The 24,496-nt window shown below is 62.4% G+C and carries 22 protein-coding genes and 2 tRNA genes; 9 read left to right on the forward strand and 15 right to left on the reverse strand.

Features of this window, described 5'->3' with window-relative positions:
- Positions 1-377 precede the first annotated feature (377 nt).
- Positions 378-462, reverse strand: a tRNA-Tyr gene (locus AAC029_RS08795).
- A gap of 129 nt (positions 463-591) precedes the next feature.
- Here AAC029_RS08795 and rlmB point away from each other — a divergent pair.
- Positions 592-1,422, forward strand: a complete 831-nt coding sequence (gene rlmB / locus AAC029_RS08800) for a 23S rRNA (guanosine(2251)-2'-O)-methyltransferase RlmB (RefSeq protein WP_339746483.1) — start codon at positions 592-594, stop codon at positions 1,420-1,422.
- Between the two features lie 139 nt (positions 1,423-1,561).
- Here the strand turns inward: rlmB and AAC029_RS08805 are convergent, their stop codons facing one another.
- From AAC029_RS08805 to metG, 9 genes are all read right to left on the reverse strand, one after another.
- Positions 1,562-2,575 (reverse strand): DUF2807 domain-containing protein, encoded by a 1,014-nt coding sequence (locus AAC029_RS08805; protein ID WP_339746485.1) that lies wholly within the window; start codon positions 2,573-2,575, stop codon positions 1,562-1,564.
- A gap of 291 nt (positions 2,576-2,866) precedes the next feature.
- Positions 2,867-4,618, reverse strand: a complete 1,752-nt coding sequence (locus tag AAC029_RS08810) for a pyridoxal-dependent decarboxylase (RefSeq protein ID WP_339746487.1) — start codon at positions 4,616-4,618, stop codon at positions 2,867-2,869.
- A 176-nt stretch (positions 4,619-4,794) separates the two neighbouring features.
- Positions 4,795-5,949, reverse strand: coding sequence for a DUF819 family protein (locus AAC029_RS08815; protein WP_339746490.1), 1,155 nt, complete (start codon positions 5,947-5,949; stop codon positions 4,795-4,797).
- A 52-nt stretch (positions 5,950-6,001) separates the two neighbouring features.
- Positions 6,002-6,622 (reverse strand): glutathione S-transferase family protein, encoded by a 621-nt coding sequence (locus tag AAC029_RS08820; protein ID WP_339746492.1) that lies wholly within the window; start codon positions 6,620-6,622, stop codon positions 6,002-6,004.
- Between the two features lie 12 nt (positions 6,623-6,634).
- Positions 6,635-7,030, reverse strand: coding sequence for a RidA family protein (locus AAC029_RS08825; protein WP_339746494.1), 396 nt, complete (start codon positions 7,028-7,030; stop codon positions 6,635-6,637).
- Between the two features lie 2 nt (positions 7,031-7,032).
- Positions 7,033-8,454 (reverse strand): amidohydrolase, encoded by a 1,422-nt coding sequence (locus AAC029_RS08830; protein WP_339746496.1) that lies wholly within the window; start codon positions 8,452-8,454, stop codon positions 7,033-7,035.
- Between the two features lie 152 nt (positions 8,455-8,606).
- Positions 8,607-9,893, reverse strand: a complete 1,287-nt coding sequence (locus AAC029_RS08835) for a flavohemoglobin expression-modulating QEGLA motif protein (RefSeq protein WP_339746498.1) — start codon at positions 9,891-9,893, stop codon at positions 8,607-8,609.
- Positions 9,893-10,813 carry a peptidylprolyl isomerase gene (locus tag AAC029_RS08840; RefSeq protein ID WP_339746500.1) on the reverse strand — a complete coding sequence of 307 codons (921 nt, stop codon included), beginning with the start codon at positions 10,811-10,813 and terminating at the stop codon, positions 9,893-9,895. The genes AAC029_RS08835 and AAC029_RS08840 overlap by 1 nt, the downstream gene beginning before the upstream one ends.
- Before the next feature lie 91 nt (positions 10,814-10,904).
- Positions 10,905-12,614 carry a methionine--tRNA ligase gene (metG, locus tag AAC029_RS08845; protein ID WP_339746502.1) on the reverse strand — a complete coding sequence of 570 codons (1,710 nt, stop codon included), beginning with the start codon at positions 12,612-12,614 and terminating at the stop codon, positions 10,905-10,907.
- Between the two features lie 119 nt (positions 12,615-12,733).
- On the opposite strand from metG, the gene AAC029_RS08850 reads away from it, so the two are divergent.
- Positions 12,734-13,177, forward strand: coding sequence for a DUF1761 domain-containing protein (locus AAC029_RS08850; protein WP_339746504.1), 444 nt, complete (start codon positions 12,734-12,736; stop codon positions 13,175-13,177).
- Between the two features lie 95 nt (positions 13,178-13,272).
- Positions 13,273-15,927, forward strand: coding sequence for a bifunctional lysylphosphatidylglycerol flippase/synthetase MprF (mprF, locus tag AAC029_RS08855; protein WP_339746506.1), 2,655 nt, complete (start codon positions 13,273-13,275; stop codon positions 15,925-15,927).
- On the opposite strand, the gene AAC029_RS08860 is transcribed toward mprF, so the two are convergent.
- Positions 15,924-16,769, reverse strand: a complete 846-nt coding sequence (locus AAC029_RS08860; protein ID WP_339746508.1) for an alpha/beta hydrolase — start codon at positions 16,767-16,769, stop codon at positions 15,924-15,926. The two genes, mprF and AAC029_RS08860, sit on opposite strands and share 4 nt — an antisense overlap.
- Positions 16,770-16,906: 137 nt before the next feature.
- Here AAC029_RS08860 and AAC029_RS08865 point away from each other — a divergent pair.
- From AAC029_RS08865 to AAC029_RS08875, 3 genes are all read left to right on the forward strand, one after another.
- Positions 16,907-16,982: transfer RNA gene (locus tag AAC029_RS08865), tRNA-Thr, on the forward strand.
- A 289-nt stretch (positions 16,983-17,271) separates the two neighbouring features.
- A complete protein-coding gene (locus tag AAC029_RS08870; protein ID WP_339746510.1) occupies positions 17,272-17,712 on the forward strand; it encodes a thioredoxin family protein in 441 nt (146 codons plus the stop codon).
- 25 nt (positions 17,713-17,737) lie between these two features.
- Positions 17,738-18,463: a cytochrome c biogenesis CcdA family protein gene (locus tag AAC029_RS08875; RefSeq protein WP_339746512.1), complete on the forward strand. Its 726-nt coding sequence runs from the start codon at positions 17,738-17,740 to the stop codon at positions 18,461-18,463.
- A gap of 58 nt (positions 18,464-18,521) precedes the next feature.
- Here AAC029_RS08875 and AAC029_RS08880 read toward each other — a convergent pair whose 3' ends face one another.
- From AAC029_RS08880 to AAC029_RS08890, 3 genes are all read right to left on the reverse strand, one after another.
- Positions 18,522-19,094, reverse strand: a complete 573-nt coding sequence (locus AAC029_RS08880) for a carboxymuconolactone decarboxylase family protein (RefSeq protein WP_339746514.1) — start codon at positions 19,092-19,094, stop codon at positions 18,522-18,524.
- Positions 19,094-19,498 carry a hypothetical protein gene (locus tag AAC029_RS08885; protein ID WP_339746516.1) on the reverse strand — a complete coding sequence of 135 codons (405 nt, stop codon included), beginning with the start codon at positions 19,496-19,498 and terminating at the stop codon, positions 19,094-19,096. The genes AAC029_RS08880 and AAC029_RS08885 overlap by 1 nt, the downstream gene beginning before the upstream one ends.
- A gap of 283 nt (positions 19,499-19,781) precedes the next feature.
- Positions 19,782-20,072: a DUF2282 domain-containing protein gene (locus AAC029_RS08890; protein WP_339746518.1), complete on the reverse strand. Its 291-nt coding sequence runs from the start codon at positions 20,070-20,072 to the stop codon at positions 19,782-19,784.
- A 168-nt stretch (positions 20,073-20,240) separates the two neighbouring features.
- On the opposite strand from AAC029_RS08890, the gene AAC029_RS08895 reads away from it, so the two are divergent.
- The 3 genes from AAC029_RS08895 to AAC029_RS08905 all read left to right on the forward strand — a co-directional run bounded on the left by AAC029_RS08895 (position 20,241) and on the right by AAC029_RS08905 (position 22,006).
- Positions 20,241-20,795: a sigma-70 family RNA polymerase sigma factor gene (locus AAC029_RS08895; RefSeq protein WP_339746520.1), complete on the forward strand. Its 555-nt coding sequence runs from the start codon at positions 20,241-20,243 to the stop codon at positions 20,793-20,795.
- Positions 20,788-21,432 carry a DUF1109 domain-containing protein gene (locus tag AAC029_RS08900; protein ID WP_339746522.1) on the forward strand — a complete coding sequence of 215 codons (645 nt, stop codon included), beginning with the start codon at positions 20,788-20,790 and terminating at the stop codon, positions 21,430-21,432. Before AAC029_RS08895 ends, AAC029_RS08900 begins: the two co-directional genes overlap by 8 nt.
- 253 nt (positions 21,433-21,685) lie before the next feature.
- Positions 21,686-22,006: a hypothetical protein gene (locus AAC029_RS08905; protein WP_339746524.1), complete on the forward strand. Its 321-nt coding sequence runs from the start codon at positions 21,686-21,688 to the stop codon at positions 22,004-22,006.
- Between the two features lie 650 nt (positions 22,007-22,656).
- On the opposite strand, the gene AAC029_RS08910 is transcribed toward AAC029_RS08905, so the two are convergent.
- A complete protein-coding gene (locus AAC029_RS08910) occupies positions 22,657-24,489 on the reverse strand; it encodes a hypothetical protein (protein WP_339746526.1) in 1,833 nt (610 codons plus the stop codon).
- Positions 24,490-24,496: the final 7 nt, after the last annotated feature.

A 24,496-nucleotide genomic window follows, 5' to 3' on the forward strand; every position in this document is an offset into this window, starting at 1 on the left:
CCTTCGCTCGGATTTAGGGTGGGCCTGCCCAGCCGAAGCTCGCGCAGCGAGCGAAAAACAATAGCTGGAGAACGGTCAGCGCCAGTCCGCCTTCGCTCGGATTTAGGGTGGGCCTGCCCAGCCGAAGCTCGCGCAGCGAGCAAAAAACAATAGCTGGAGAACGGTCAGCGCCAGTCCGCCTTCGCCAAGGCTACGGCGGGACAGCCTTCGCTCGGATTTAGGATGGGCCTGCCCAGCCGAAGCTCGCGCAGCGAGCGAGAAACAATAGCTGGAGAACGGTCAGCGCCAGTCCGCCTTCGCCAAGGCTACGGCGGGACAGCCTTCGCTCGGATTTAGGGTGGGCCTGCCCAGCCGAAGCTCGCGCAGCGAGCGAAGGCTGGTGGAGGGGGCTGGATTCGAACCAGCGTACGCTATGCGGGCAGATTTACAGTCTGCTGCCTTTAACCACTCGGCCACCCCTCCACAGGGTGTCCCGCTGGCGCCAATCCGGGGCCTTGGGAAGACCTGCAACAAAGGGGCTGCGCTCCCGGCTGGGCATGCTATGCCTGCGCCGAAATTTGCAACCGCCCTGAGACAGGAGCGCGGACTATAGTGACGAAGCCCCCTATGCGCAACACTCCCAACCGGGGCGATTACACACGTCGCTCCAGCCCTGCCCAGACAGCGAATTCCGGCTGGATATGGGGCCGCCACGCGGTCCTCGCAGCGCTGCAAAACAGCAAGCGCAAAGTGATCGAAATCCGCGTCACCCGCAATGCCGCGAAGGAACTTCCCGCCGGCATCGCGGCAGCGCGCATTTATGAGCCGCGCGAGATCGACCAAGCCCTGCCCGACGGCGCCGTGCACCAGGGCTTCGCCCTCAAGGCCAGCGCGCTGGAAAGCGAGCACATCAATGCCGTGGTCGACCCGACCCATGGCGCGCTTCTGGTGCTCGACCAGATCACCGACCCACACAATGTCGGCGCGATTTTCCGCTCCGCCGCCGCTTTCGGCATTCGCGCCATCATCATGCAGGACCGCAAGGCCCCGCCTTTGTTCGGCACAGTCTGCAAGAGCGCAGTCGGTGCCGCCGAACGCGTGCCGCACATCGCGGTCACCAATATCGCCGATACGCTGAAGAGCTTCCGCAAGGCCGGCCGCCATGTGCTCGGCTTGGCCGGCGAAGGCGATATCTCGCTGGCCGACGCCATTGCCGGTTATGACGGCAAGGGCCATGGGCCCGGCCTGGTGCTGGTGATGGGATCGGAAGACAAGGGGCTGCGCCCGCGCGTCGCCTCGGAATGCGACCAGCTGGTGCGGATCCCGATGATGGATGCAATCGAGAGCCTGAATGTCTCGAACGCGGCCGCCATCGCACTCTATGAAGCGTCAAAATGGCGCCCGGCCCGTGGCAAGGCGTCAGCCAGCGACCCCGAAGACTGAAACCCGCGAGCTTGCCCGGCCAAACCACCCATGATCGGGCGGCCAAGAGCTGAACGGTTTCCGGCAGCGCTGGCGTGCAATTGAACTCACACAAGCGCCGCCGGATTCGTGTTCGCGGATGATGGACCGGCAGAGCCGACTATTTGGTGTTACCGACGCGCAGGACCGGACGGCCATTGCGGCGCCAATCGACATTGCCCTCGATCTCATCGATGGAGACGTCGCCGCTCCCGGATTCGCGCACGGTGACATTGACGGCCGTGCCGCCAAAACTGACCCCACCAGATCCGTTTATCGCCACATCGAAGGGTTCCGCCCGCCCGCCACGGACATTAACGTCACCGGAGCCTCCGACACGGACATTGAAAGCGCCGTTCATGCTGTCGGCCGAGACATCGCCCGAGCCGTTAATGCTGATATCAAGGCCGGCAATCCGGCCAAAATCGACATCGCCGGACCCGTTGATCCCGATATCGGTGTCGCCAGTCACATCGGTCATGCGAACATCGCCCGACCCGTTGATGCCGAGATCGACCGAGCCGGCGATAGCGCCGAGGATGACGTCGCCGGAGCCATTAATGCCGAGGTCGAGATTTCCGCCGACACCACCTGTCGTCACATCGCCGGAACCATTGATGCTGATATCGACGTCATGGGCGATATCACCGGTCTGGAAATCGCCACAGCTGTCGATTTCCAGATCGAGCGAGCCGAGATCGCCGGATGTGCCCTGGAACGCACTGTCGCGCAGGCGCAGCGCCAGCGAGGCGGGCGCGGTGATGGTCAGCAACGGATAATCGGCGATGTCATGCCGGGCTCTCCAGTGCCGTCCGATCCGTATTTGGCCGTCGCGATTATTGCAACTGAGATTACGGATCGACTGGCCGCCATCAATCATGAGGCTGGAACCGGTCTGTCGCAGCTGCGGGTCATCGGCGATGCCGCCGGTGTTGGAGATAGCGACGCTGACCTGCGAGGAGGTCCCGGTGCGGATCTCGACCCGACCAATGAAATGTTCAATCGAGACGGTGTCGGCGCCATAGCTCTGGCCTGCACCCTGGGCGGGATCCTGGGCTGTCGCCGCATTGGCGATAACGGCCAAGCTGGCGAGGGCGAAAGCCGTACCAGTGATCAGTGCAAATTTACGCGTCATGAAAATCCCCTTGGATTGGTCCGATATAAACTGGATGCCGCAAAGGCCCCGATTGGATGCAAGCCTGCCGGATTCATTCCTGCCGCTCGCTGACGAGCGTGTGACAATGGTTTAATACTGCGCCGCATAAAACGCGTTGAGAGGGAATAGCGATGCCCCGATCCCCTGGCGACCCCTCGCATAGCGGCCACAGGGGCGGATAAAAGGGGACAGGTATAATTAACGCGTCCGCTCCACGGCGCCTTTGCGGGCAAAGCGGTGAGACTGCGCGTTAATTATACCTGTCCCCTTTTATCCCTCCGCCGTATGCGCCTGAAGCCGTTCCAGAAATTGCGGCATCAGAGCCGCGCGCACGGCTTCATGACGCCAGAACGGGTTCATGAAGACGCAGCGCAGCAGGACCAGCGTTTCGCAATCGCGCACCCCGCCATAGCGGTCCAGATGCGCGTCAATCAACCGGCCATAACCTTGCGTGCTCAAAACCGTCTTGGAGACTGAAAAGGCCGGGTCGGCCTTGAAGCCGGCATGGGCTCGCGCAGTGCGCGCATTGGAGGCGCTCAGGGCTTCACCCTTATGCGCCAGCGAGAAGCAGACGATATTGGTGTCGGCCGGTTGCAGCAGGCGCGCCATCGGGGCAGAGGCCTGGAGCGTCTGCGAAAAGGCCCGCGCGCTCTCGATCGTCGCCGCCAGCATAGCGCCGAAGCGGTCGGGCGTGAAACTCATGGTCTTCCCCGTCAACCAGACCGCCGACGGGCCGGCACCGCTGCGCGATCCTTCCAGCGTCACCATCCAGCGATCATTCGACAGGGCGAGATCGATATAGGGCGCAGGAAATCCGGACGTCGCATAGCGCGCTTCGTCGGCAACGAGAAAGGCGCCGCAGGCATAGGGCACATAGCCGAGCTTGTGCGGGTCGAGCGTGACGGAATCGGCACGCCCGATCGCGCCGAGCGCGTCGCGTTGGGCCGGCTGCAGCACCGCCTCAGCGGGCCCGCCCAGCATCGAGCAGAAAAAACCACCCCAAGCCGCATCGACATGATGCCAAATATCGAGGCCCCTGGTGCGAAGCGCGTCGAGCTGATCGCACACGGCATCGACCGGATCGATCTCGCCCGCCTCGGTCGTCCCGGCGACGGAAACGACTGCCAGCACCGGCCGGCCCTCGCCATGTGCCCTGGCGATCACAGCGGCGAGGGAAGTGGGGTCCAGCCGCCCCTCCCCGTCCAGCGCCACCGACCAGAAGGCCTCCTCGCCGAGACCGAAGACATTGGCCGCCTTGAGCCATGAGAAATGCTTGTTTCCCGGCACGATCAGAACCGGCCCGCGCCAGGCCCGCCCGGAGGCAGCACGAACACGCTCGGCATGCTCATGCGGATTGGTCAGAACACCGCTGGCGCCGCGTAATTCGCCGTCGGTCATCGCGTGCTCAGCGACCCGCTCATGATAGGCGTCCCAACCCATATGCGCCGCGGCAACCGGATCGAAGCGCTCGCCGGTCTTTTCCGAAACCGCCAGCCCCAGCGCCAGGAAATGGTCGAGCCGGTAGCGGGCGCGCCAGACGCCCTCGAAATTGGCAATCGTACCGCCGCTGGTGAAATGCCCCTGGGCGTGGAGCGGATCGAAGCCGACCATTTCGGCCAGCATGGCAATGGCCTCGTCTTCGATCTTGCCGCTGACCCGGGCGACTTCGCGCGAGGTGTTGTTGGGATTGTGAAGCAGGGTCGCAAAATGCCCAAGCAGGGCCGGAAGCGATGTCTCCGACACCATATGGCCGATATAGCGCGGCGTGTATTTGGGCACTTCCGAGCACAGCATTTCCCGCAATTCGCGCGTCGCTTGGGCAAAGCGTTCGCGTTCCGCCAGAAAGGGCGCGGACAGTCGCATCTCTGCGGAGATTGGCGAGGGATCGTCCTGAAACAATGATCGGCGCCAATCAAACCAGTGATCCAGAATCGCTTGGAATTCAGCCCGTACCCAGGCCGCATTCTCCGATTTCGGCCCGAGGAAATAGGCTTCGTCCAGCCAGGGCTCCCCGCCACTCATGACGCGCTCAGACGCCGCACTGCAGCGTCGTTATCAAGCGGACTTCCAACAGCAGACATTCGGCTCAGTCAGCCTCCAGCGCAGCAGGGCTGCCCATGCAGGTCCTGCAACCTCGTGAACATCATTGGGCTTGATAAATGTCAATGCGCATATCCGCGCAGGGCGAAGGGTCCTGGTCAGCTCGGCCAGAGCTGATAGACCGCCGTGGCGATCAGCGTGCCGATGGCATAACCGAACACCCCGACCAGCACGCCCGGCGTCACCAGATCCTTCCAGCCCTTCGCCGCCGCCAGTGCCGGCGCCGTCGTCGCACCGAGAATCGCGGCATTGGATGCGGTGATCAGTTCGGGCAGCGAGAATTTCAGGATCGAGCCGAGCCCGAAAGTGATGACCGCGTGCACCGTCAACAGGATGCCGATCAGTGCGATCAGCACCGGTGCCGATTGCACCAGTCCCATCACATTGGCGCCGGCGGCAATCGCCGCGAAGAAGACAAAGCTCAGCCCGATCCCGATCTCATAACCGCCATGCAAGCTGGCCATGGTTTTCGGGAAAGCCGTGGCCGGGATCAGGGCCAGAACTGTGATGATGGCGTAGCGCCATATTCCGGCATCCTCACCAAACTGGGCGACAACCAATCCGGTCAGCATATCGCCCAGCACCAGAACGATCAGCGCAAAGCTCGCCGCATAGACCAGCGTGGCCGCCGTCGCCTTACCCTCGCCCGCATCCTCTTCGACGACGTCATCAACCCGGCTGTGATCGCGCGGAACGAAACGCTTGGCGACCCAGTGCAGGCCGGGCAAGACCGCCAACATCGCCAGGAAGACGCCAGAGAAGAGATTGTCGACCGCCGTCGCGGCGGAAACGAAGCTTGGATCCTCGACGCGCAGTCCTGTCAGATCTACCAGCGCAGCATAATTGACCGAGCCGCCAATATAAGTGGCGGTGAATGTCCCGGCGGCGGCGGCCTGGTTGGGACCGATATCGATCAGAGAAAACGCGACCACCGCGCCAACCACTGTCCCCAGCGTTGCGAGCAGGAAAGCCAGCGTCATCCGGCCGGTCTCGAAGAATATCTTCTTCAGATCGGCCTTCATCAGGAAAAGCGGGATCAGGAGCGGCATGAAATAATCGAAGACAAAATCATAGCCGGGCGAGTCGTGGGGAATAAGACCGAGATTGGACGCGATGATCGCAAACAGGATTGCCCAGACGGCGCCGGTCAACAGCGCCCCGATCCGGGTTTTCTCCATCAGGAAGCCCGCCGCCGCGATCACGAACAGGGCCGCGAGCGCTGCCAGCGCATTATCTGCCGGTATCAGTGACATGTCTTTTCCCCAATATTATCGATCCGCGCGGCGTCAGGCCGGCCCGGCACACTTATTCGCCGTATAGCTCCAGCGCCCAGGCCGCATCCTTGGCCGTCGCGCGCTTGAAAGCCTCGCGCGCTGTCAGCCGGTCGACATAGGACACGAATGGTTCTCGCCGCTCCAGCATTTTGAAATTCATCAGAAAATTGAGCGTTGAGCCGATCATCAGATCGGCAGCGCTAAAGCGGTCATTGACCAGATATTGCTTGCCGGCGAGCCCCTGGGTCAGTGTCTCAAGCACCCGGTCAACACTGCCCCAGCCAACCGTGGCCGCGGGTGTTTCGCGGTTGAAGGCCTTATCGATAAAGGCCGGCTCGATGCAGGCGGCGCAGAAGAACAGCCAACGCAGATAGTCGGCGCGGGCGATATCGTTGATCGCTGGCGCCAGAGCGGCTCCAGGGCAGGCATCGGCCAGCCAAGCGCAAATCGCCGTGCTTTCCGTCACCAGATGCCCGTCGACGTCGAGCGCCGGAACCTTGCGCATCGGATTGACACCGGCATAGGCCTCGCCCTCGATCTCGTCGCGAATATTGACGAGCTTGACCTCGAAGGAATTGCCGATTTCCTCCAGCATCCAAAGCGCGTGAAAGCCACGCGTACGCGGGCAGTGATAGAGCGTGATATTGCTCATGCTCGGCTTCCTTTAATCGTCAACGAAGGCATCGGCCTCGATCTCAACCAGAAAACCCGGGCTGATCAGGCGGGATATCTCGATCATGCTGGTGGCGGGCGGATGATCGCTGAACACCTCGCCATGAGCACGTCCGAACGCCTCCCAATGATCGATATCGGTGACGAACATCCGCGTCCGCACGATATCGCTCAGGGTCGCGCCGACATCGACCAGCGCCGCCGCGATAATCTCGAAACAGCGCCGCGCCTGGGCTTGCGGATCGCCGGGTGCAAAGACGCCGCCCTTCTCATCCATCGCCACCGTGCCGGTGACCCAGACATGCGCCCCGCGGCGCAAGGCCCGGCAATAACCGACCTTGGCCTCCCAGGGCGCCCCGGAAAATGCGCGTCGAACCGGGGCGCTCACGCCTAGCCCTCCGTGGGCGCCAGAATATCGAGCGAGACGGCGGTCATGGCTTCAATCGCTTGGGTGATGGTTTCCTCCGGATCGTCCGGCGCAAACAGTGGCGAATGATTGGAGGGAGCAGCGACACCGCGAGCTGCGTAATCATCGAGCCGGGCCTGCGTCGTACCGCCGACCCAGAACATGAAGGTCGGGATGTGGGCATCGGTGCGCTCATATTGCGAAAAGTCTTCGCCGCCCATCACCGGCGTCGTCTCGATCACCGCATCATCGCCGAACCGGGCCCGCATCGCGGCGACGGCGCGATTGGCCAGAGCCGGATCATTGTACAGCGCCGGCGTATAGGGATCCTCGACCTCGACATCGGGATATTCTTCCGGCGTCAGGCCGTAGGAGGCCGCCTGGGCGTGGGCAATACGTTCGATCCCGGTCAGCAAATGCTCGCGCACCTCGTCGGTATAGGAGCGCACGGTGAGCTGCATGTGCGCCTCATTACCGATGATATTGTGCTTGGTGCCGGCATTGATCGCACCGACCGTAATCACACCCGGATCGAGCGGCGACAATTCGCGTGAGATCAGGCCCTGCAGCGCAATCACGATCTGCGCCGACAAATAGACCGGATCCTTGGTCGCGTGCGGATAGGCACCATGGCCGCCGCGGCCATGAACGATGATGTCGACACTGTCGACATTGGCCATCGCATAGCCGGGAACATAGGTAATCTCGCCGGCAGGAATGCCGGAGAAGGTGTGAAACGCGACATTATAGTCCGGCTGCGGGAAGCGCTCGAACAGCCCGTCTTCGATCATCATGCCGGCACCGAGACCAACCTCCTCGGCCGGCTGGCCGATCAAAACCAGCGTGCCGGACCATTGATCACGACGTTCCATCATCTGCCGAGCCGTGCCGACGATCGCCGTCATATGGGTATCATGCGCACAGGCATGCATGACCGGGCTCTCAAGCCCGCGTCGGTCGACACCGGTGACGGTCGAGGCATAGGTAACGCCGGTATTTTCTTCCACCGGCAGCCCGTCCATATCGGTGCGCAGCATCAGAGTCGGGCCTTCGCCATTGGTCAGCACGGCAACAATGCCGGTGCCGCCGACACCCTCGGTGACCTCAAAGCCGATCGCCCGCAATTCGCTGGCCAGTCGCGCCGCCGTCTGGATCTCCATCAGGGAGAGTTCCGGATTGGCGTGGAAATGCTCGTACAGCGCCTGCAGATTGGTTTCATAATCGGCGACGATCGACTGGCGCATCGCATCATCGCCGGGCACCGGAGCCGGTGTCGCCGAAGCCGCCAAAGCCGCTGCAGCAGAGGCACCGGCCTCAGGCGCGGCCGGTGTCTGCGCCTGGTCGGCAGCAGGCGAACAGGCCATCAGAGCCAAAGCGGCGACGGCGGTCAAAAACTGGCTTTTCATATCGGATTTCCCCATCCACTCATTCGCGACCATTCGAACCGCGACTCGCAGTCAGGTCAATCACCCAAGTCGATCCGGTGCGATATTTACCCAATCCATCACAGCCGCCAGCACGCCTGCGCCGGTCAATTCGCGCCGCGAAGAGCGGACGTCTATGGCGTTTTCGGCGCCGGTGTTCCGAGCAGGCTGCGGTAGCGCGCGGCGACATCGCCGAGATTGATCTCGTTGAGAAAAGTCGAATAGGCCAGATAAGACAAGAGATAACGCAGATCCGTTGCCCAGGGCGGCATGAAGGTCGGCTCGGCGATCAGGCCCTGTTCGCGCAGCATTTTCATCGCTTCCAGATCGGCCAGATCGATCTTGCCGACGAAGAGCAGGCGGATGAAGGCTGGATCGCCCGCCCTCACCGCCGTGCGAAGATAATTATGCACTTCCAGCAGCCCGCCGAGATAGATCGAATCCTTGGTGCAGGGTGCACCGCCGCCAACCAGACCGCCGCGCACGACCCGGCGCGCATTCTCGAACGCCTCAATCGGGGCGTCCTGGCCGCCGCGCTCGCGGAAGAACTCAAATAGTTGAATGAAATCGGCGCCCTCGGTCGCCATATCAATCGCAATGGTCCGGTCCGCCAAGCGCCGGAAGCGGCGCGGATCAAGGGCACCGGAAATGAACTCCGCGAACACGGCGAGACCTTCCTGGGTCCGCGCATTGCCCGGATGTGCCTCGCCGAGGATTGGAAACCGGCTCTGGGCGGCGCCATTCATATTGGTCGCGATATGGATCAGCGCTTCATGTTGCAGCAATTGCGTCACGTCGAGATCGGAGAAGGCCGCATCAGCCCGTAGCTTGATATAGTCGCGCCCGGCCGCCGCCTTGGCCGAGACATTCAGCGTCACTTCGACCTGAGGTGCCGCTTGGCCGAAAAAGCGCGGCAATTCCGCATCGAGCCGAGCTTTGAGGTCGGTGGCGCTGAGACGTTCCGGCGGTTCGAGCCGGATACTGCCCTCCTCGAAATCCGCCAGCAGTGTGTCGAGCCGGCGGGCGAGATCGAGTGCATTGCGCTTGCCATCGGCGATTGGCGTTCGGGGATCGCCATACAGGGCGCGCGAATGGGTGTGGAAGGTCTTCGTGCCAGTATTGGCCAGCAGGGCAGCGGTCTCAGCCGTCGTATCAGCCAGCCGCCGCAGCCAGTCATGCACCGGGCTGTCGCCATCAATCAGGGCGCGCGCCGCTGCGACACGCTCCAGTGAGGGCGCCGGATCGATGCGCGGATAGACCGGCTTGGGAAGTTCGCGCCCGCCGGCGGCAAAGAATGCATCGGCATGAGAGCGATCCCAAGCGATGGTCTTGAGCACCGGTAAGCGGTCTTCGGCTTCCAGCAACAGCCAGGCCGCGCGCGAAAGGCGCTCGACTTCGGCCTCGGGCAGCCCGTTCGACATCAGTTCACGCGCCGGGCCTGCGCCGGGATGTGGCAGGCCTCGATCACCGGTGGCGGCGTTTCGAAAAAGAACTCGGCGGTGCGATTTCGCCGCGCCGTCTTGAGGTTGAAGAAAGCCTCACTGTCGGTACGCATGATTTCATAGACCGGGCGCTGATCCTCCGGCAGATCCGCCGCGATATGCATCGACAGGATCTCATCGCGCATCGCCGGATCGGCGATGACACCGGAATTGACCATCGGGTCGCCGCGATTGAGCGCCTGGACATGATCCATGCCGTCAATCACCCGCCCGAACAGGCTCATGATGCGGTCGAGATGACGCGGCCCCTGCCCGATCACGATGTAGAATTCGACATCGCCGGTATCGGGACCATTATCGCGCGCCATCCCCATCGTGCCGGGACAATGGATCAACCAAGTCTGCGAGCCGTCATCATTCTCGGCCGCCGGAAACCCGTTCACATGCCCGACCACGGGCGCGTAGAGATCATCATCAATCATCGGCGTGAAGACGATGCCCGCGCTGGGCCGTACAAACTCACCCTGCAGCGGCGGGTATTGTGGCAGCTCCACAGAATCCGCCTCTTCGCCGCGCCCGCCTTGGGCGACAAAACCATCGATCACACGATAAAAGGTACGCCCGTCAAAAAACCCGTCGCGCACCGCCTGGCGCATCCGCGCCGCATGATGGGGGGCAAACTCGTCGGAGAGTTCAACCGTGACGGTGCCGTGACGGGTCTCGATCAGCAGCAGGTCTTCGGGGTCAGCGACGCGCCAGGTCGGAATGCCAGTGAAGTCGGGAATCGCGACCTCGGCCATCGCCTGTTCGGCCTCGTCGGGGATCGCCATGTCGTTTCCGGCGTCCGGCGAGCAGGCTGCAAGCGCCATCAGGCTGAGTCCAAATATCAAACTGCGCATCAATCACTCCCCACCCAAGCCAGTCGCACCTATTCGAGACGGTCACGAAGCGGGCGTCAATCGCCTTGCCGGATGGCCAAGGACGTACCGCCTATTCCGAGCCACCGAAGCGATCTGTCCAGGCCGCGATATCATCTTCTTCGATCTTCTTGAACAGGACGTCCGGCGGCTCGACCGACAGGCCGACCGGCAGCGCCGTCAGCATCGATTTGGCATCGCCCTGCGGCCAGGCGCGATGCGCGTCGGGGATGGAGAGCGCATCGAGGATGACCTTGGCAGAGACCGGAATAATCGGCTGCGCCGCGCTGGCCATGATGCCCATGTAGTTGAGCGCCGTACGCACACCGATTGCAGCGCCCTCAGGGTCGGTCTTGAACTTCGTCCAGGGCTCGGCGCGGGTGAGGTATTCATTGCCGAGCGCCCACAGGCCGCGCACTTCAGCGGCTGCCTTGCGGAACTCCATCGCTTCGAAATTGGCGGCAGCCGCTTCAAGTCGGACGGTCATCTCAGCCGCCAGCCAATCCTCATTCTCGCCCCATGTGCCGCCCGCTGGCACAACGGCCTCGAAGCGGGACTTGTTGAAGCGCAGGACGCGGTTGACGTAATTGCCCAGCACATCGGCCAGGTCCTTATTGATCACCGACTGGAAATGTTCCCAGGTGAAGGCGGCATCCGAGCCCTCCGGCGCATTGGCGGTGAGATACCAGCGCCAATAATCGCCCGGCATGATCTCGAGCGCCTGGTCCATGAAGACGCCGCGCTTCTCCGAGGTCGAGAATTTGCCGCCATACCAGGTCAGCCAGTTAAAAGCTTTCAGCTTGTCGACCGTCTTCCACGGCTCTTCCGAACCGAGAATGGTCGCCGGGAAGCTCACCGTGTGGAAGGCGACATTATCCTTGCCCATGAATTGGACATAGGTGACATCGCCGGCGCCCTTGTCGGTCCGCCACCAGCTCTCCCAATCGGCACTATTGAGCGCGGCCCATTCGGCCGTTGCCCCGAGATAACCGATCGGCGCGTCGAACCAGACATAGAAGACCTTGTTCTCAAAGCCCGGACGCGGCGCGCCCTGGCGAGCCACCGGCACGCCCCATTTCAGATCGCGCGTGATCGCCCGGTCGCGCAGGCCTTCATCGAGCCATTTATAGGCGATGGATTTGGCCAGCGATGGCCAGCCGGTCGAGGCATCGACCCAGGCGCGGATGCGGCCTTCCATCTTGGTCTGCATCAGATGCAGATGCTTGGTGCCGCGCACTTCGAGATTCTTCGAGCCGGAGACTTTCGAATAGGGCTCGATCAGATCGGTCGGCTCCAGCAAGCGGCCACAGCTGTCGCACTGATCCCCGCGGGCGCGTTCAAAGCCGCAATGCGGGCACGTGCCCTCGACATAACGGTCCGGCAGGAAGCGGTCATCATCGATCGAGAAAATCTGGTGTTCGAGCACTTCCTCAATCAGGCCGCGATCTTCGAGAACATCGGCGAAATGCTGGGTCAGCCGCGCGGTTTCCGGATTCGAGGTGCGGCCAAAATAATCATAGCTCAGCGAGAACCCCTCGCCGGCCTGTCTTTGAATTTCGTGTTGTTCATCGCAATAAGCGCGCACATCCATGCCCGCCTCGTTCGCAGCCAATTCGGCCGGCGTACCGTGCTCGTCGGTGGCGCAGATATACAGAACCTCATGGCCAGCCAGCCGCTGGAAGCGCGCATAGACATCGGCCGGCAGCATCGAGCCCGCCAGATTGCCGAGATGTTTGACCCCATTGATATAGGGCAAGGCGCTGGTGATCAGGATACGGGCCATAGTTGGTGCTTCTTCTTTGCGGCGGAAGTCGTGTATGTTTATTCGCCTGAAGCGCGAGTATCAAAACCCGCGCGCAGGATGGCAGACATAGCTGTCCTTTCATGGGGAGGAAATACCCAATGCCGCGCATTTTCGGTCTCAATATCATCGCCGTGCTGGTTTCAGCCATCGCGCTCTATTTCGTCGGTTTCCTGTTTTACGGCCTGTTCTTCGCGGATCTCTGGATCGGGCTTCAAGGCTTCACCGAGGCACAAATCCTCGAAGCCGATGAACACATGGCCCTCGGCATGGTGCACGGCTTTCTGATCTCGCTGGTCACGGCCACTTTCATCGGCTTGGCGCTGAAGCGGTTTGGGGCTGACGGCATGATGCCTGCGATCCAGGGCGCGGTCCTGCTCTGGGCCGGTTTCGCCCTAACGACGCTGGCCTATGGTTTCGTCTATGCGATGCAGCCCTTCATGCTGTTCGTGCTCGACGGCTCCCACCTCCTGGTCGGCTTTATTGTCGTCGCTGCAGTGCAAACGGCGCTGGACGGCGTTGGCGTCAAGTCCGAATACGCCTGATACCAAACGCGCGGGGCCCGACGGGTTTCGCGCGTTCGCCACGACGCAGACAAAAACCGGCTTCGGGCTGGGCTTCGACAGTCAGGAATCACGTCATGACCGACACCCAGGCCCCAGGCAAAACCGGGCCAAGCCAAGTCAAGCGAACGCAAGCTCCAGCGGACCCCAAGTCGGGTTTCCTGCTGCGGCGGCTGGCACCGTTGGCCGGCCTGCTCGTCTTTGCGGCGGCGCTGTGGACGATCCACAATGAAACCGGCCATCTGCATGTTCGCGATATCGCGGCCAGTTTTCGAACCATCGCCTATAGCGATATCGGTTTCGCGGCCGCACTGACCTTCGGCAGCTATCTGATGCTGTCGCTGGCTGACTGGTTTGCGCTGCATTATTCCAGCGCCCGCCTGCCCTGGCACAAGGCCGGCCACGCGGCGACGCTCTCCTATGCCGTCTCGAATGTCGTCGGCTTCGGCCCTTTGACCTCGACCGCCGTGCGTATCCGCCTCTATTCCGTCTGGGGCATCGATACCGGCACGGTCGCGATCATCACCGTGATCACAGCCGCCAGCCTCTATCTCAGCGGCGGCGCGGTGGCCGGGGTGGGCCTGATCCTGCGACCAGCCGAGATCGCCGGCTTCTTCGGCGGCCATCCCGCGCTCTACCAGGTCCTGGGCATTGTTCTGGTCGCACTGCTCGCCGCCGCGATTGTGCTGGCCTTGCGGCTCAAAGCGCCGATCAATTGGCGCGGCCTGACCATCACCGCGCCGCCGCGCTGGGTGCCCGGCTTGCAAGTCCTCGCCTCGATCACCGACTGGTTGCTCTCGGCGGCTGTGATCTGGATCCTGCTGCCCGAAATGGTGCGGCCCGATCTGATCGCCTTCCTGCCGCTCTTTATCCTGGCCGGCCTGTTTGGCGCCCTCAGCGGCCTGCCCGGCGGCATTGGAGCCTTCGACGCCACCCTGATCCTGGTCGCACCGCCCGGAAGCGAGGCCGCCTACGTCGCCGCGCTCGTCGTTTACCGCGTGGTCTATTTCGCCGGCCCCTTGCTGGCTGTCGGGATCGCCACCGCTTGGTCGGTGCGGCGCAAAATCCCCGCGACGGCCATCGGCGCCCAGACCGCCTTCGCCTCGGTCGCGAAAATGGTCGCGCCGCCGGTCTTCGCCCTGCTGACCTTCCTGTCCGGCGCGATGATGTTGTTATCGGCGGCAACGCCCGATCTCGGCTCGCGCCTGCGCGCCCTCAATGACTGGCTGCCGCTGGGCGTGATCGAGGCCTCGCATTTTGCCGCCAGCTTGGCTGGACTGATCCTGCTCTTCCTCGCCAGCGGGCTCTACCGGCGCCTGCACCGGGCCTGGACCGCGACGCTCGCTCTGAGCCTTGCTGCCGCAGTGCTGGCCATACTGCGCGGCCTGCACTGGAGCGATGCGACCTGGCTCCTGACCCTGTTCACCCTGCTCGCCCTGTCCGGCCCCGCCTTCTACCGCCGCGCCGAGGCCGGCAGACTCCGGCTCGGGCGCGAATGGACCGCCGCCATTCTCGCCACGCTTCTGCTGGTTGTCTGGGTCGGCTATGTCTCCTACCGGCACATCCCCTATCACGACGAATTATGGTGGAGCTTTCTGATCCGCGGCGATGAATCGCGCACTTTGCGGGCGATCAGCGGCGCCATCATCCTGTTCTTCCTGATCGCGATCTGGCGCTGGCTTGGCAGCAGGCAGGCAACAACAGACCCGCGCGCGTTGGACGCGGCATCAACGGCAAGTTTGAGGCAGGTTCTCGCCAGTGCAACGGTCAGTCATCCCGACTCCAATCTGGCCCTGCTCGGCGACAAGCGCTTCATCTTTTCGCCCAGCGGAAAGAGCTTCATCCAGTATGGCATTCGCGGCAATAACTGGATCTCGATGGGCGAACCCACTGGAGAGACGAACGAAATCAAGGCTTTGCTCTGGGCCTTCCGCGAAGCCGCCGATCTCGCTGGCGCCCGTCCGATCTTCTACGCCGTGCGCGAATCTGCCCTCGGTGATCTGATCGATCTCGGTCTAGTGGCCCAGAAAATTGGTGAAACCGCTTTGATTTCATTGGTAAATTTCGGAATTGAGGGCCCCAAACGCGCCGAATTGCGCCAAGCCCGCAACCGCGCCATCCGCGACGGCGCCAGCTTCGAGATCCTCACCCCCGACGAGGCCGCGCCCCTGATGCCGGCTCTAAAAGACATTTCAGATGAATGGCTTACCGGTCATGGCGGCGCCGAGAAAGGCTTCTCCCTCGGCCGTTTCGACGAAGCTTACCTGGCCAATTTCCCGATTGCTTTGGTGCGAATGGCCGGCGAACCGATCGCCTTCGCCAATCTCTGGACAACCCCCGATCGCCGCGAATTTTCCGTCGATCTGATGCGTCATGCCGAGGGCTCACCGCATGGGGTGATGGACTATCTCTTCACCGAACTGGGCTTGTGGGGCAAGGAAAATGGCTATGCCGTCATGGACATGGGCATGGCACCGCTGAGCGGCCTGGAGGCCCACCGGCTGGCCCCCCTGCTGACGCGGCTCGGCACCTTCGTCTATGAACGCGCCGGCAGCCTTTACGGCTTTGACGGCCTTCGCAAATACAAGAATAAATTCCTGCCCGACTGGGAACCACTCTATCTCGCAGCACCAGGCCGGATGATGCTACCCGCCGCGCTCGGCGATGTTGCCCTGCTCACGAGTGGCGGCCTGCTCGGCCTGTTCGGACGCGGCCGCGCCCGCGCCGACTAGGCCTTCAAGCCTGTCATCGTCCGGATCGTCGCAGCGATCCGCGCCGCATGCTCAGGATCGAGCACGGACGTATGGCTCTGGTCCGGCCAAGCCTGCAGCTCGTTGAACTGTCCCCTGGCCGCCGCAGCCCGCACCAGGCCAGCATTTTCACCGCCATCAGCGCGACTGGCAAACACCGCCACCGGCAAATCCGCCGCCGCTTGACGATCAAACAACGGGTCATTGGCATTGAACCCCGTCATCTCGCGGCGTGAATGCGACCAGTGGGTGCGGGCATCAAACACATGCCGCTTCTCGCGCGCCCGCTCTGTCGGCAGGCCGAGATCATCGCGCAGCGCTCCGGCCACCAGTCCGACCAGTCCCAGCCCCGCCGCCAATTCGCCAGCCCGCAAAGCCAGGGTAAAGGCGTGCAAATGCCGGGCAGCCACCGTTTGGCGATAGGCATGCGGATGCAGCGCATCGACGAAAACCAGGCCGGCCAGCTCGTCGGGATGAAGGTTGGCGAAGGCGTGCAGGCGCAATCCCGCCATGGAATGACCGACCAGCAACCAGGGCGGCGGCAGCTCAAGCGCCACTAAAAGCCCTCGCATATCAGCGACATGCCAGGCCGGCGACAACACCGCATCGCGTGGTGCCGGATCGCTGAACCCCATGCCGGCACGGCCATAAAGCAGAACCTGGTGGTCGGCCTTCAGCGCCTCCTTCAGCCACCAGCCATCGGCATACATGCCAAAGGCGCCATGATCGAAGACCACCACCGGCGCCCCGAGCGGCCCTTCCAGGCAGGCATGCAGTCGCCGATCAGCATCGATAGCGACGAGCGGGAAAGGCGCATTGATCATCGCTCATGCTAATCCCGCCACCTTGCCTGCGGCAATCAAATTTGTGATCGCGACCCGACCCACACACAGACCATTGCAGCGAAGCCTTGTGAGATGTCCCGGCTGCGGCTATCAGGTCGCCAGACGATCGAAATCGGGCCGGCTTAGCTCAGCTGGTAGAGCACCTGATTTGTAATCAGGGGGTCGGGGGTTCGAGTCCCTCAGCCGGCACCATTTCGAACGCCCAGACTATCGTCGAGCATCGACGCATCTTGGATTATTCCTGGCGAGCCTCTCGGGGGCTGCGACGCTCCCTGGCGCTGGCGAATGCTAGCACTGCAGGTGTCGACTGGCCGGACCGGTCGCCCCCATGTCTCCCCCATACCGCCGCTGCATTAGGCCATCGAATGCAGCCCGACATGTAACCTTTCCGAACCTGGGCGCGAAACTGTTGGAACTGGGCTGGAATGGCCATCCCGTGGCACCGCTATGTCTGGTGCTTCCCGCGACTTTGGAGACACCGATGAAACTGACGCTGCCCGCCATGATCCTGTTCGCCACCGTGTGTTTTGCCTCCCTCGGGGCCGTGGCCTCTGCCAACGGCCTGATTTTCAGCACACAGAACGAGATGACCAATGAAAGGTCGACGCCGTTTACCGCCGAAGCCTTCGCGGCAGCGCAGGCCGCAGGACAACCCATTCTGGTCGATATTTCAGCGACCTGGTGCCCAACCTGCCGGCGCCAGGGTCAAGTGATCGCGCAACTCCTCGACAGCGGCGAATTTGCTGACCTGGTCATCCTCGAACTCGACTGGGACAGCCAACGCCGGATCGCACAGTCCTTCGGCGCGATGCGGCAAAGCACGCTGATTGTGTTTCGCGGTGAGGACGAAGTCGCCAGAGCGATCGCCGTAACCAGTGAGCACGACATCCAGTCGCTGCTCTCACAGGCCTATGCGAACTAAGCCACGGATCCGGAGACTTTAGAATATGGGACCTGAATCCTATGGCCTTGGATTGATAGCAGGCATGCTGTCGATCCTGTCGCCCTGCGTCTTGCCGCTCCTGCCGATCGTGTTCGGCACCGCATCCGACAAGCACAGGTTTGGACCGCTCGCCCTCGCGGCCGGGCTGACCCTGTCCTTCGTGCTGGTTGGGCTGTTCGTCGCGACGATCGGCTATTCCATCGGGCTCGATGCCGAATGGATCCGCAAGGCAGGCGGCATTCTACTCGTCGCTATCGGGCTTGTTTTGCTCGTCCCGGTGTTGGGCGCAGGTTTCGCGACCGTCACTGCACCGGCCAGCCGATGGCTTGATGCCCGCTTGGGGTCAACGAACGACTCCAACGGTTTGGCCGGTCAATTCTCGATGGGGGTCGTTCTGGGCGCCGTCTGGAGCCCGTGCATCGGACCGACGCTCGGCGCGGCATCCATGTTGGCGGCGCAAGGTGAAAATCTTGGCCAGGTCACCTTGGTCATGATCGCCTTTGCCATCGGCGCAGCCATTCCGCTGACCTTTATCGGCATGGCCTCACGCGCCACCTTGGCGCGGTGGCGCGGAAAAATGCTGCAGGCCGGTTCGATCGGCAAAATGCTGCTCGGCGGCGTGATGCTGGTGGTCGGAGTGATGATCATCTCCGGCGTCGACAAGGCCATCGAAGCCTGGGCCGTCGAACACTCACCCGCTTGGCTGACCTGGCTGACGACCAGCATCTGAAGTCTTGATGACCGCGCCGCCCGTGTCTCCATTTGTGAGACACGGGCGTTGATGCCAATCAGCGCGTCTTGTCAGATATGAGGCCCAAACCAGCGCCCCATTTGGTATAGGTCGAACCGCGGCGGGCCTCGAGTTCCTCCGCGCCCGGCTCGAGATATTCAGGCCCCGGAACCAGGCCCGCGCCATCGACGAGCCGGTTCATGTAATTATACAATGCGATGATCGAGATCGCCTCGAACAGGCTCTCCTCGCTCCAGCCGGCCTCCAGCACATCGCGGGTTTCGCGCACCGGGCTCTTGCCAGGCTGGGTCGTGATTACGCGGGCGAGCAGCAGAACCGGCACCATTTTCGCGGCAATGGGCGCGGCGGCCGGATCATCCAGCAAGGTCTGGAAGACCTCGGCATCAATGCCAAAAGCCCGCGCCATAAGGGTGTGAGCGCCGTAACAGAAGGCGCATCGATTGGTGCCCGACACAAAGGCCGCGATAAGTTCGCGCTCGGCGATCGAGAATTCCGACGGTGATCTCAACAGCGCGTCGTGCAGGGCCAGCAGCGGCTCAACGCCTTTCGGAAAGCGCTGAAAGACATGGCTGAGATGCGTATCTTCAGGAAGCGACGGGAAATTCGACATCAGTTTGTATCCTCTGGGGTCGGCAGGAGCTTGTTGCTGGCCAGCCACGCCAAACATTCAATCTCGCTCTGAAAGGCGCGTGCCGGAAACCCGGCGCGATGGAGGGCTTGAGTCAGGAACATGGCATGGCTCAGTTGGGCCGGACGATGCAGCACGATGAAGATCGTCGCAGGCGGGAGCGTGGCGATGAAATGGTCCGCGACGCCGCGGAATTGCTGGACATCCTGCAGCATTTCACAATCATTCCAGTCGATAATAAGAGCCCGAAACTGACGGGCTGAGACAAAGGCCGAGATCGCATCAGCATTTTCCAAGCTGACGTCAAATCCGTTATCGCCATAAAGCCTCACCCGCGCGACGTGACCATCCTCCATCACTTCAAGCGCCATCGACAAGGGTTGCATATTTTGTCCTCGCTCAACGCGCCGCAGGCCCGGCTGGACAGATCCGCCGGGCACTGTATCAAACGCGATCCGACCCGCTGTGTACATCATCAGTCGCAAAGACAAGGTTACCCGCAAGGCGGGAGCGTCGAAGCTGAGGCCATCCGGATCGTTGTGGGAGCGAAGCGGAAACGCTCGCGCCTATCACCGGCCTGCGTCTGGGGGGACAAGGCGGGTTCAACAGGATCGGGATGGCCTCATGCCACGCGGTGCCAGGGGCGTAGCCCGCGCGGCAATTCGAAATTTATGGACGTTCGACGGCGGTCAACGAGCCGTGACCATAGGGCGTTTCGATCGACTCGCAGGTGCCGGTTGGAACATTGCTCCAGGAATTGCCCTGGTAATCGACGGTCGAGGTGCCGGCACAGGTCGTGCCGGGTCCGGCGGCGCAGTCATTTTCACCCGCTAGGGCGACGCCGTAACAATGTTCCATCGATGCGGATGTCGTCGTCACGGTGGCATTGGATGCCGCTGCAGCGAGTGCCAGTGCCAGCGCGGAGGCGGCGAAAGTGGCGATTTTGGTTTGCGTTTTCATGGTTCACCTTTGCTTGATAATAGGGGTGTGATCATTGCCAACAGGCCGACCACATGCTCCATTTCGCGCGGTCATGACAAAAGGTTACAGCGCGCTGAAATAAATCGGCGCAGAGCGGGATGTAACCTCCTGGTGCCTGCGGACGAACTCCTATCAAGAAGGGCAGACATGATTGCGTCGGAGAATGAGCTGCGCACAATGATGATCGCCAGTCAGGACGGCGATGCGCCGGCCTACCGGCACCTGCTCACAGCGCTGCGCCCCCGGCTGGAGATCTTCTACCGGCGGCGGGTCCATGATGGATCGGCGGCGGAAGATCTGGTCCAGGAGGCCTTGATGGCGATACATATAAAGCGCGACACCTTTGATCCCGGCCAGCCGTTCACGCCCTGGGTCTATGGCATAGCGCGCTACAAGCTGCTCGATTATTACCGGCGTCACCACAAGCATCAATCGGTACCGCTTGACGGTATCGCGGAATTCATTGGCGAGGCCGATCATGGCTTCGCCGCCGCCGACGCCCGCATGGATCTCGGCCGCTTGATGCAAGACCTGCCGGCAGCGCAATCGCGCGCTGTGCAACTGACCAAGCTTGAAGAGCTGTCAGTCGCCGAGGCCGCAGAGAAAACCCAGTCGGGCACCTCCGCCGTCAAGGTCAATGTTCATCGAGGGTTGAAAGCCCTGATCGCAAAATTTCAGAAATCGGAGGCGGAAAATGTCTGATCCGCTGATTGATTCCCTCACCGCCGACCTGAAGCCGGTGAACCGGCACCGGATCGGGCACCGCTTGGCGCTGTGTGTCATCGCCGGTCTGATCCTCGGAGCCGCTGTGTTCTGGCTCCTACCCGGGCGGATGATCCGATCAGACCTCGATATCGCCGTCACGGAACCTAATTTCTGGCTCAAATTCGGCTTCACCGCGGGCCTTGCCCTGGTCGGTTATTTCTCACTGCGCCAATTGAGCCGACCGGGTGGCGATGCTCCCGCTGCGGTGCGCCTTCCCGTGGCAATATGGCTGGGACTCGCGCTGATCGCCGCTGTCAGCCTGATTGTCACGCCGGTCGACAATTGGACGGGCTGGATACTGGGATCAACGGCTGTGCGCTGTGTGACTTATATCGTGCTGATTTCGCTGCCGATCATGGGCCTGTTTTTCATCGCCGTCAGGCGCGGTGCCCCGACAAGACTTGCCATGGCCGGCTGGGCCACCGGGCTCGCCGCGGGCGGCATCGGTGCGACGATTTACGGACTGGGTTGCCCCGAATCCTCAGTTGGTTTCCTCGCGGTGTGGTACGCATTGGGGATCATCTCGACCGGGCTGATCGGCGCGTTTACCGGACGTCACCTGCTGCGGTGGTAGCGGTCCCAAGGGTGGGCAGGTCTGCCCGGTGTGGAGGTGTTGATAGCAGAGCAACAGGCGAGCGACAGTGCCTGCACCCGATGCCAGAGTGAGAAGCGAGGGCCAGATGATCGAAACCGGGCCGGCTTGGCTCAGCCGGTAGAGCACCTGATCTGTAATCCGGGGGGACGGATTCATGTCCCCCAGCCGGCACCATTTCGATGGCCTTCCCAGCCTCGCAGGCTGGCGGGGCGAACAGGGTGGGAGATCGAGTTTGAACCAGCGCAACCCGATTGTTTTGAGTTTGATGATCGCGGTCCTGACGGCGGCGCCGCTGGCCGCGCAACCAGCGCCCGCGCCTCGAAACGGGCCCACGGCAAGTCTCAGCGACGACCAGATCCGCGATATCATCATCCAGCGCTCGATTACCGCCTATTCCGGGCGCTGTCCCTGTCCGGAGAACCGGATGAGCAATGGCGCCCGCTGCGGCCATCGCAGCGCCTATGAGCGGCCCAATGGTGAAGCGCCGAAATGCTATCGCCGCGATGTCTCCGACGAAGAGGTCGCGCGTTTTCGGGCCGCGAGCGAGCATTGATTGATCAGGAGTAGAGCAGAACTTGATCGCTGATGGACCGCACGTGGTTTGCCGGGCTTCAGCCGGATCGATCCCGGCGCGCAGCCAGGCCGTGCTCGGCGGCACGCACACCGAAATCTCCACGCCGCGAGCGGCTGGAGGGATGCGGAGTTCCCATCGAAATGGGAGGGGTGTGGGACGCCTTCGAATGCCGAACTGGCGCCAGTTTGATTTTGTTTGGTGTGACAGTCGAAGTCGTCCCACACGTGCAGTTTTCTCGGGCTGTCTCCACCCCGGTTCCAATCCAATCAGGTATTCGGGTCGGTCGTTTAGTGCCGTCAGACCTGAAAGGACGCCCTGCCAGCGCTCGGGATGTCACCCCTTCGCCCGGACAGGCTGCACGCTCCCGACCGCCGCAAATGACTGAGCTCGTGCCTCCCGTGCGACCGGAACGCTGCAAGCATACGCGCAGGTTTGGGGGGTGGGGATAACATCACGCAAAACTCGTCATCCCGCCCCCCCCCCTGCGCGGGGGCAAACTCCAGTCAGGACCTCGATTTCACAGGCTCCGCACTTGTCACGTCGAGGTCCCGGCGGTTCGCCGGGATGACGTGGGATAGTTGCGTGCGGTGGGGGATAAGTCGCCTACCGCTCCGCCCGGCCCGCCGCTCTTACCCGGCGCGGTGCAGCCAGTCGCTGATCGCCTGGAAGCGCTCGGCATCCCGGCCAGAGGCGGCTCTGGTGGCTGCCGCGAGGTTGGAGGTCAGCATGCGGGTGGTTTGGCCCGTGTCGATGGCGCTGCGGATTTGCGCCGCCAGTTCAGGCGCGACACGGCCGGCGCGCACGAGCTGGTCGAGATAGGCTTGGGCGATGACAGCCTCTTGCGGCCAGACAAAGCGCTGCTGGGTCTGGGGATTGGATTCGTCAAAATGGATCGCTTCGGCTGCGGCGATCTCATTGGCAGACAAATAGGCGCTCGGGACAAGTCGGAGAATATCGAGCCCGCGGACAATTTCCGGAGCGTAGATGCGGCCATTATACCAGTAGGCCGCCCAATTGCCGGCGAGGTATAATTCCTCGGCATCGACCGGGCCGCGATCAAAAAAGGCGATCTCGAACGGATTGTCGGAATCGGTGAAATCAATCATCGAAATGCCGCCGGAATACCAGCCCTGGAGCATGATATCGCGCCCGGGAACCGGAACCAGACCGCCATTATGCGCGACACAGTTTTCGGTGGCGGTCTGCCCGTTCGGGATTTTGAAAAATCCGCGTGTTACCAGCCCGTCCTCGGTGATGTCGGCGACGATATCCGCGCCCCACCGATCCGGGTCTTCGCTCTGGCAGCGCGCGCCGAGACCGCCGCCCCACTCATCGGTGAAGACGATTTTCGAAGCGGCATTATTGAAGATCGCCGCGTGCCAATAGACCATATTCGGATCGGAAGTTTCGCTGATCCGGACCGGGTTTGCCGGATCGCGAATATCGATCAGAATCCCGTTTCCGCTACAAGCGCCGGCTGCCAGCCCGGCCTCGGGATAGGCGGTGATGTCGTGGCATTGATTGGTGGAGCCGGTTTCGCGCTCCTGGCCCTCGTGCACGCCGCCCGCCCACAATCCGGCGATAGCACCGGTCTCGGCATCGGCGAACAGGCGCGGACGCTCAATAATGGCGGCCTGTTCCGGTGCGTCGAGCGCGACGCGGATAATATCAATGGAATAGCGCGCCGTATCGGGATTTTCGTCCGGCTCGCCATCGGAGCAGATATCGAGTTCCTCGGTCGGGCGCACGCTCGATGTGGCGGAATTATAGATATAGAGCACGTTCGGATCGGTCGGGTCGGGCACCAGGGTGTGGGTGTGCGATCCGCGGCAGGTCTGGACAGCGGCGATCTGGCGCGGGGCCGTGATATCGCTGATGTCGAAGATCTGGACGCCGCGGAAACGCTCAGCGCTGGCATCACCCTCGATCTCGACACCGGTGCAATCGAGCCGCGCGCGGCGATCCTCGACCGAGCGGAAAACCAGATTACCGTGAATGCTGACATCGCCCTGCCCGCCCGGACAGACGACGGAGAGAACCAGTTGAGGCTCGGCATCGCCCTCGGCCTCGAACACGTTGAAACCGTGCCAATTGCCCAGCACGATACGATTGCCGGAAAACGCGACATCGGTATTGGCGAAGGAGATCGGGCTTGGTGGTCTTGCGACCTCTTCGCCGGCCTCGGCCGCGATTGCCAGCGCCCTTTCGACCGCCGGCGCCCACAGCGCTTCCGGATCATTAAACCCGGCCGGCGTCGGAACTTCATGCAACAGTTCCAAATTCCAGATCGCCGTGCCGGCATCGTGCAGCCCGGCGGTCAAGTCCTCGCGGCTTGGCGGCGGCGCGTATTCCACGGCCGTGGCAGCGGCGGCATCAGGTGCGGTTTCCGTCGCGGGCTCCGAACAGGCGGTGAGGCCGAGCGCGAGCGCGGCAATCGAGGCAGTGCAATTGAGATAGTTCATAGTTTTC

The sequence above is a fragment of the uncultured Maricaulis sp. genome (assembly GCF_963975345.1).
In the GTDB taxonomy this organism is placed as follows: domain Bacteria; phylum Pseudomonadota; class Alphaproteobacteria; order Caulobacterales; family Maricaulaceae; genus Maricaulis.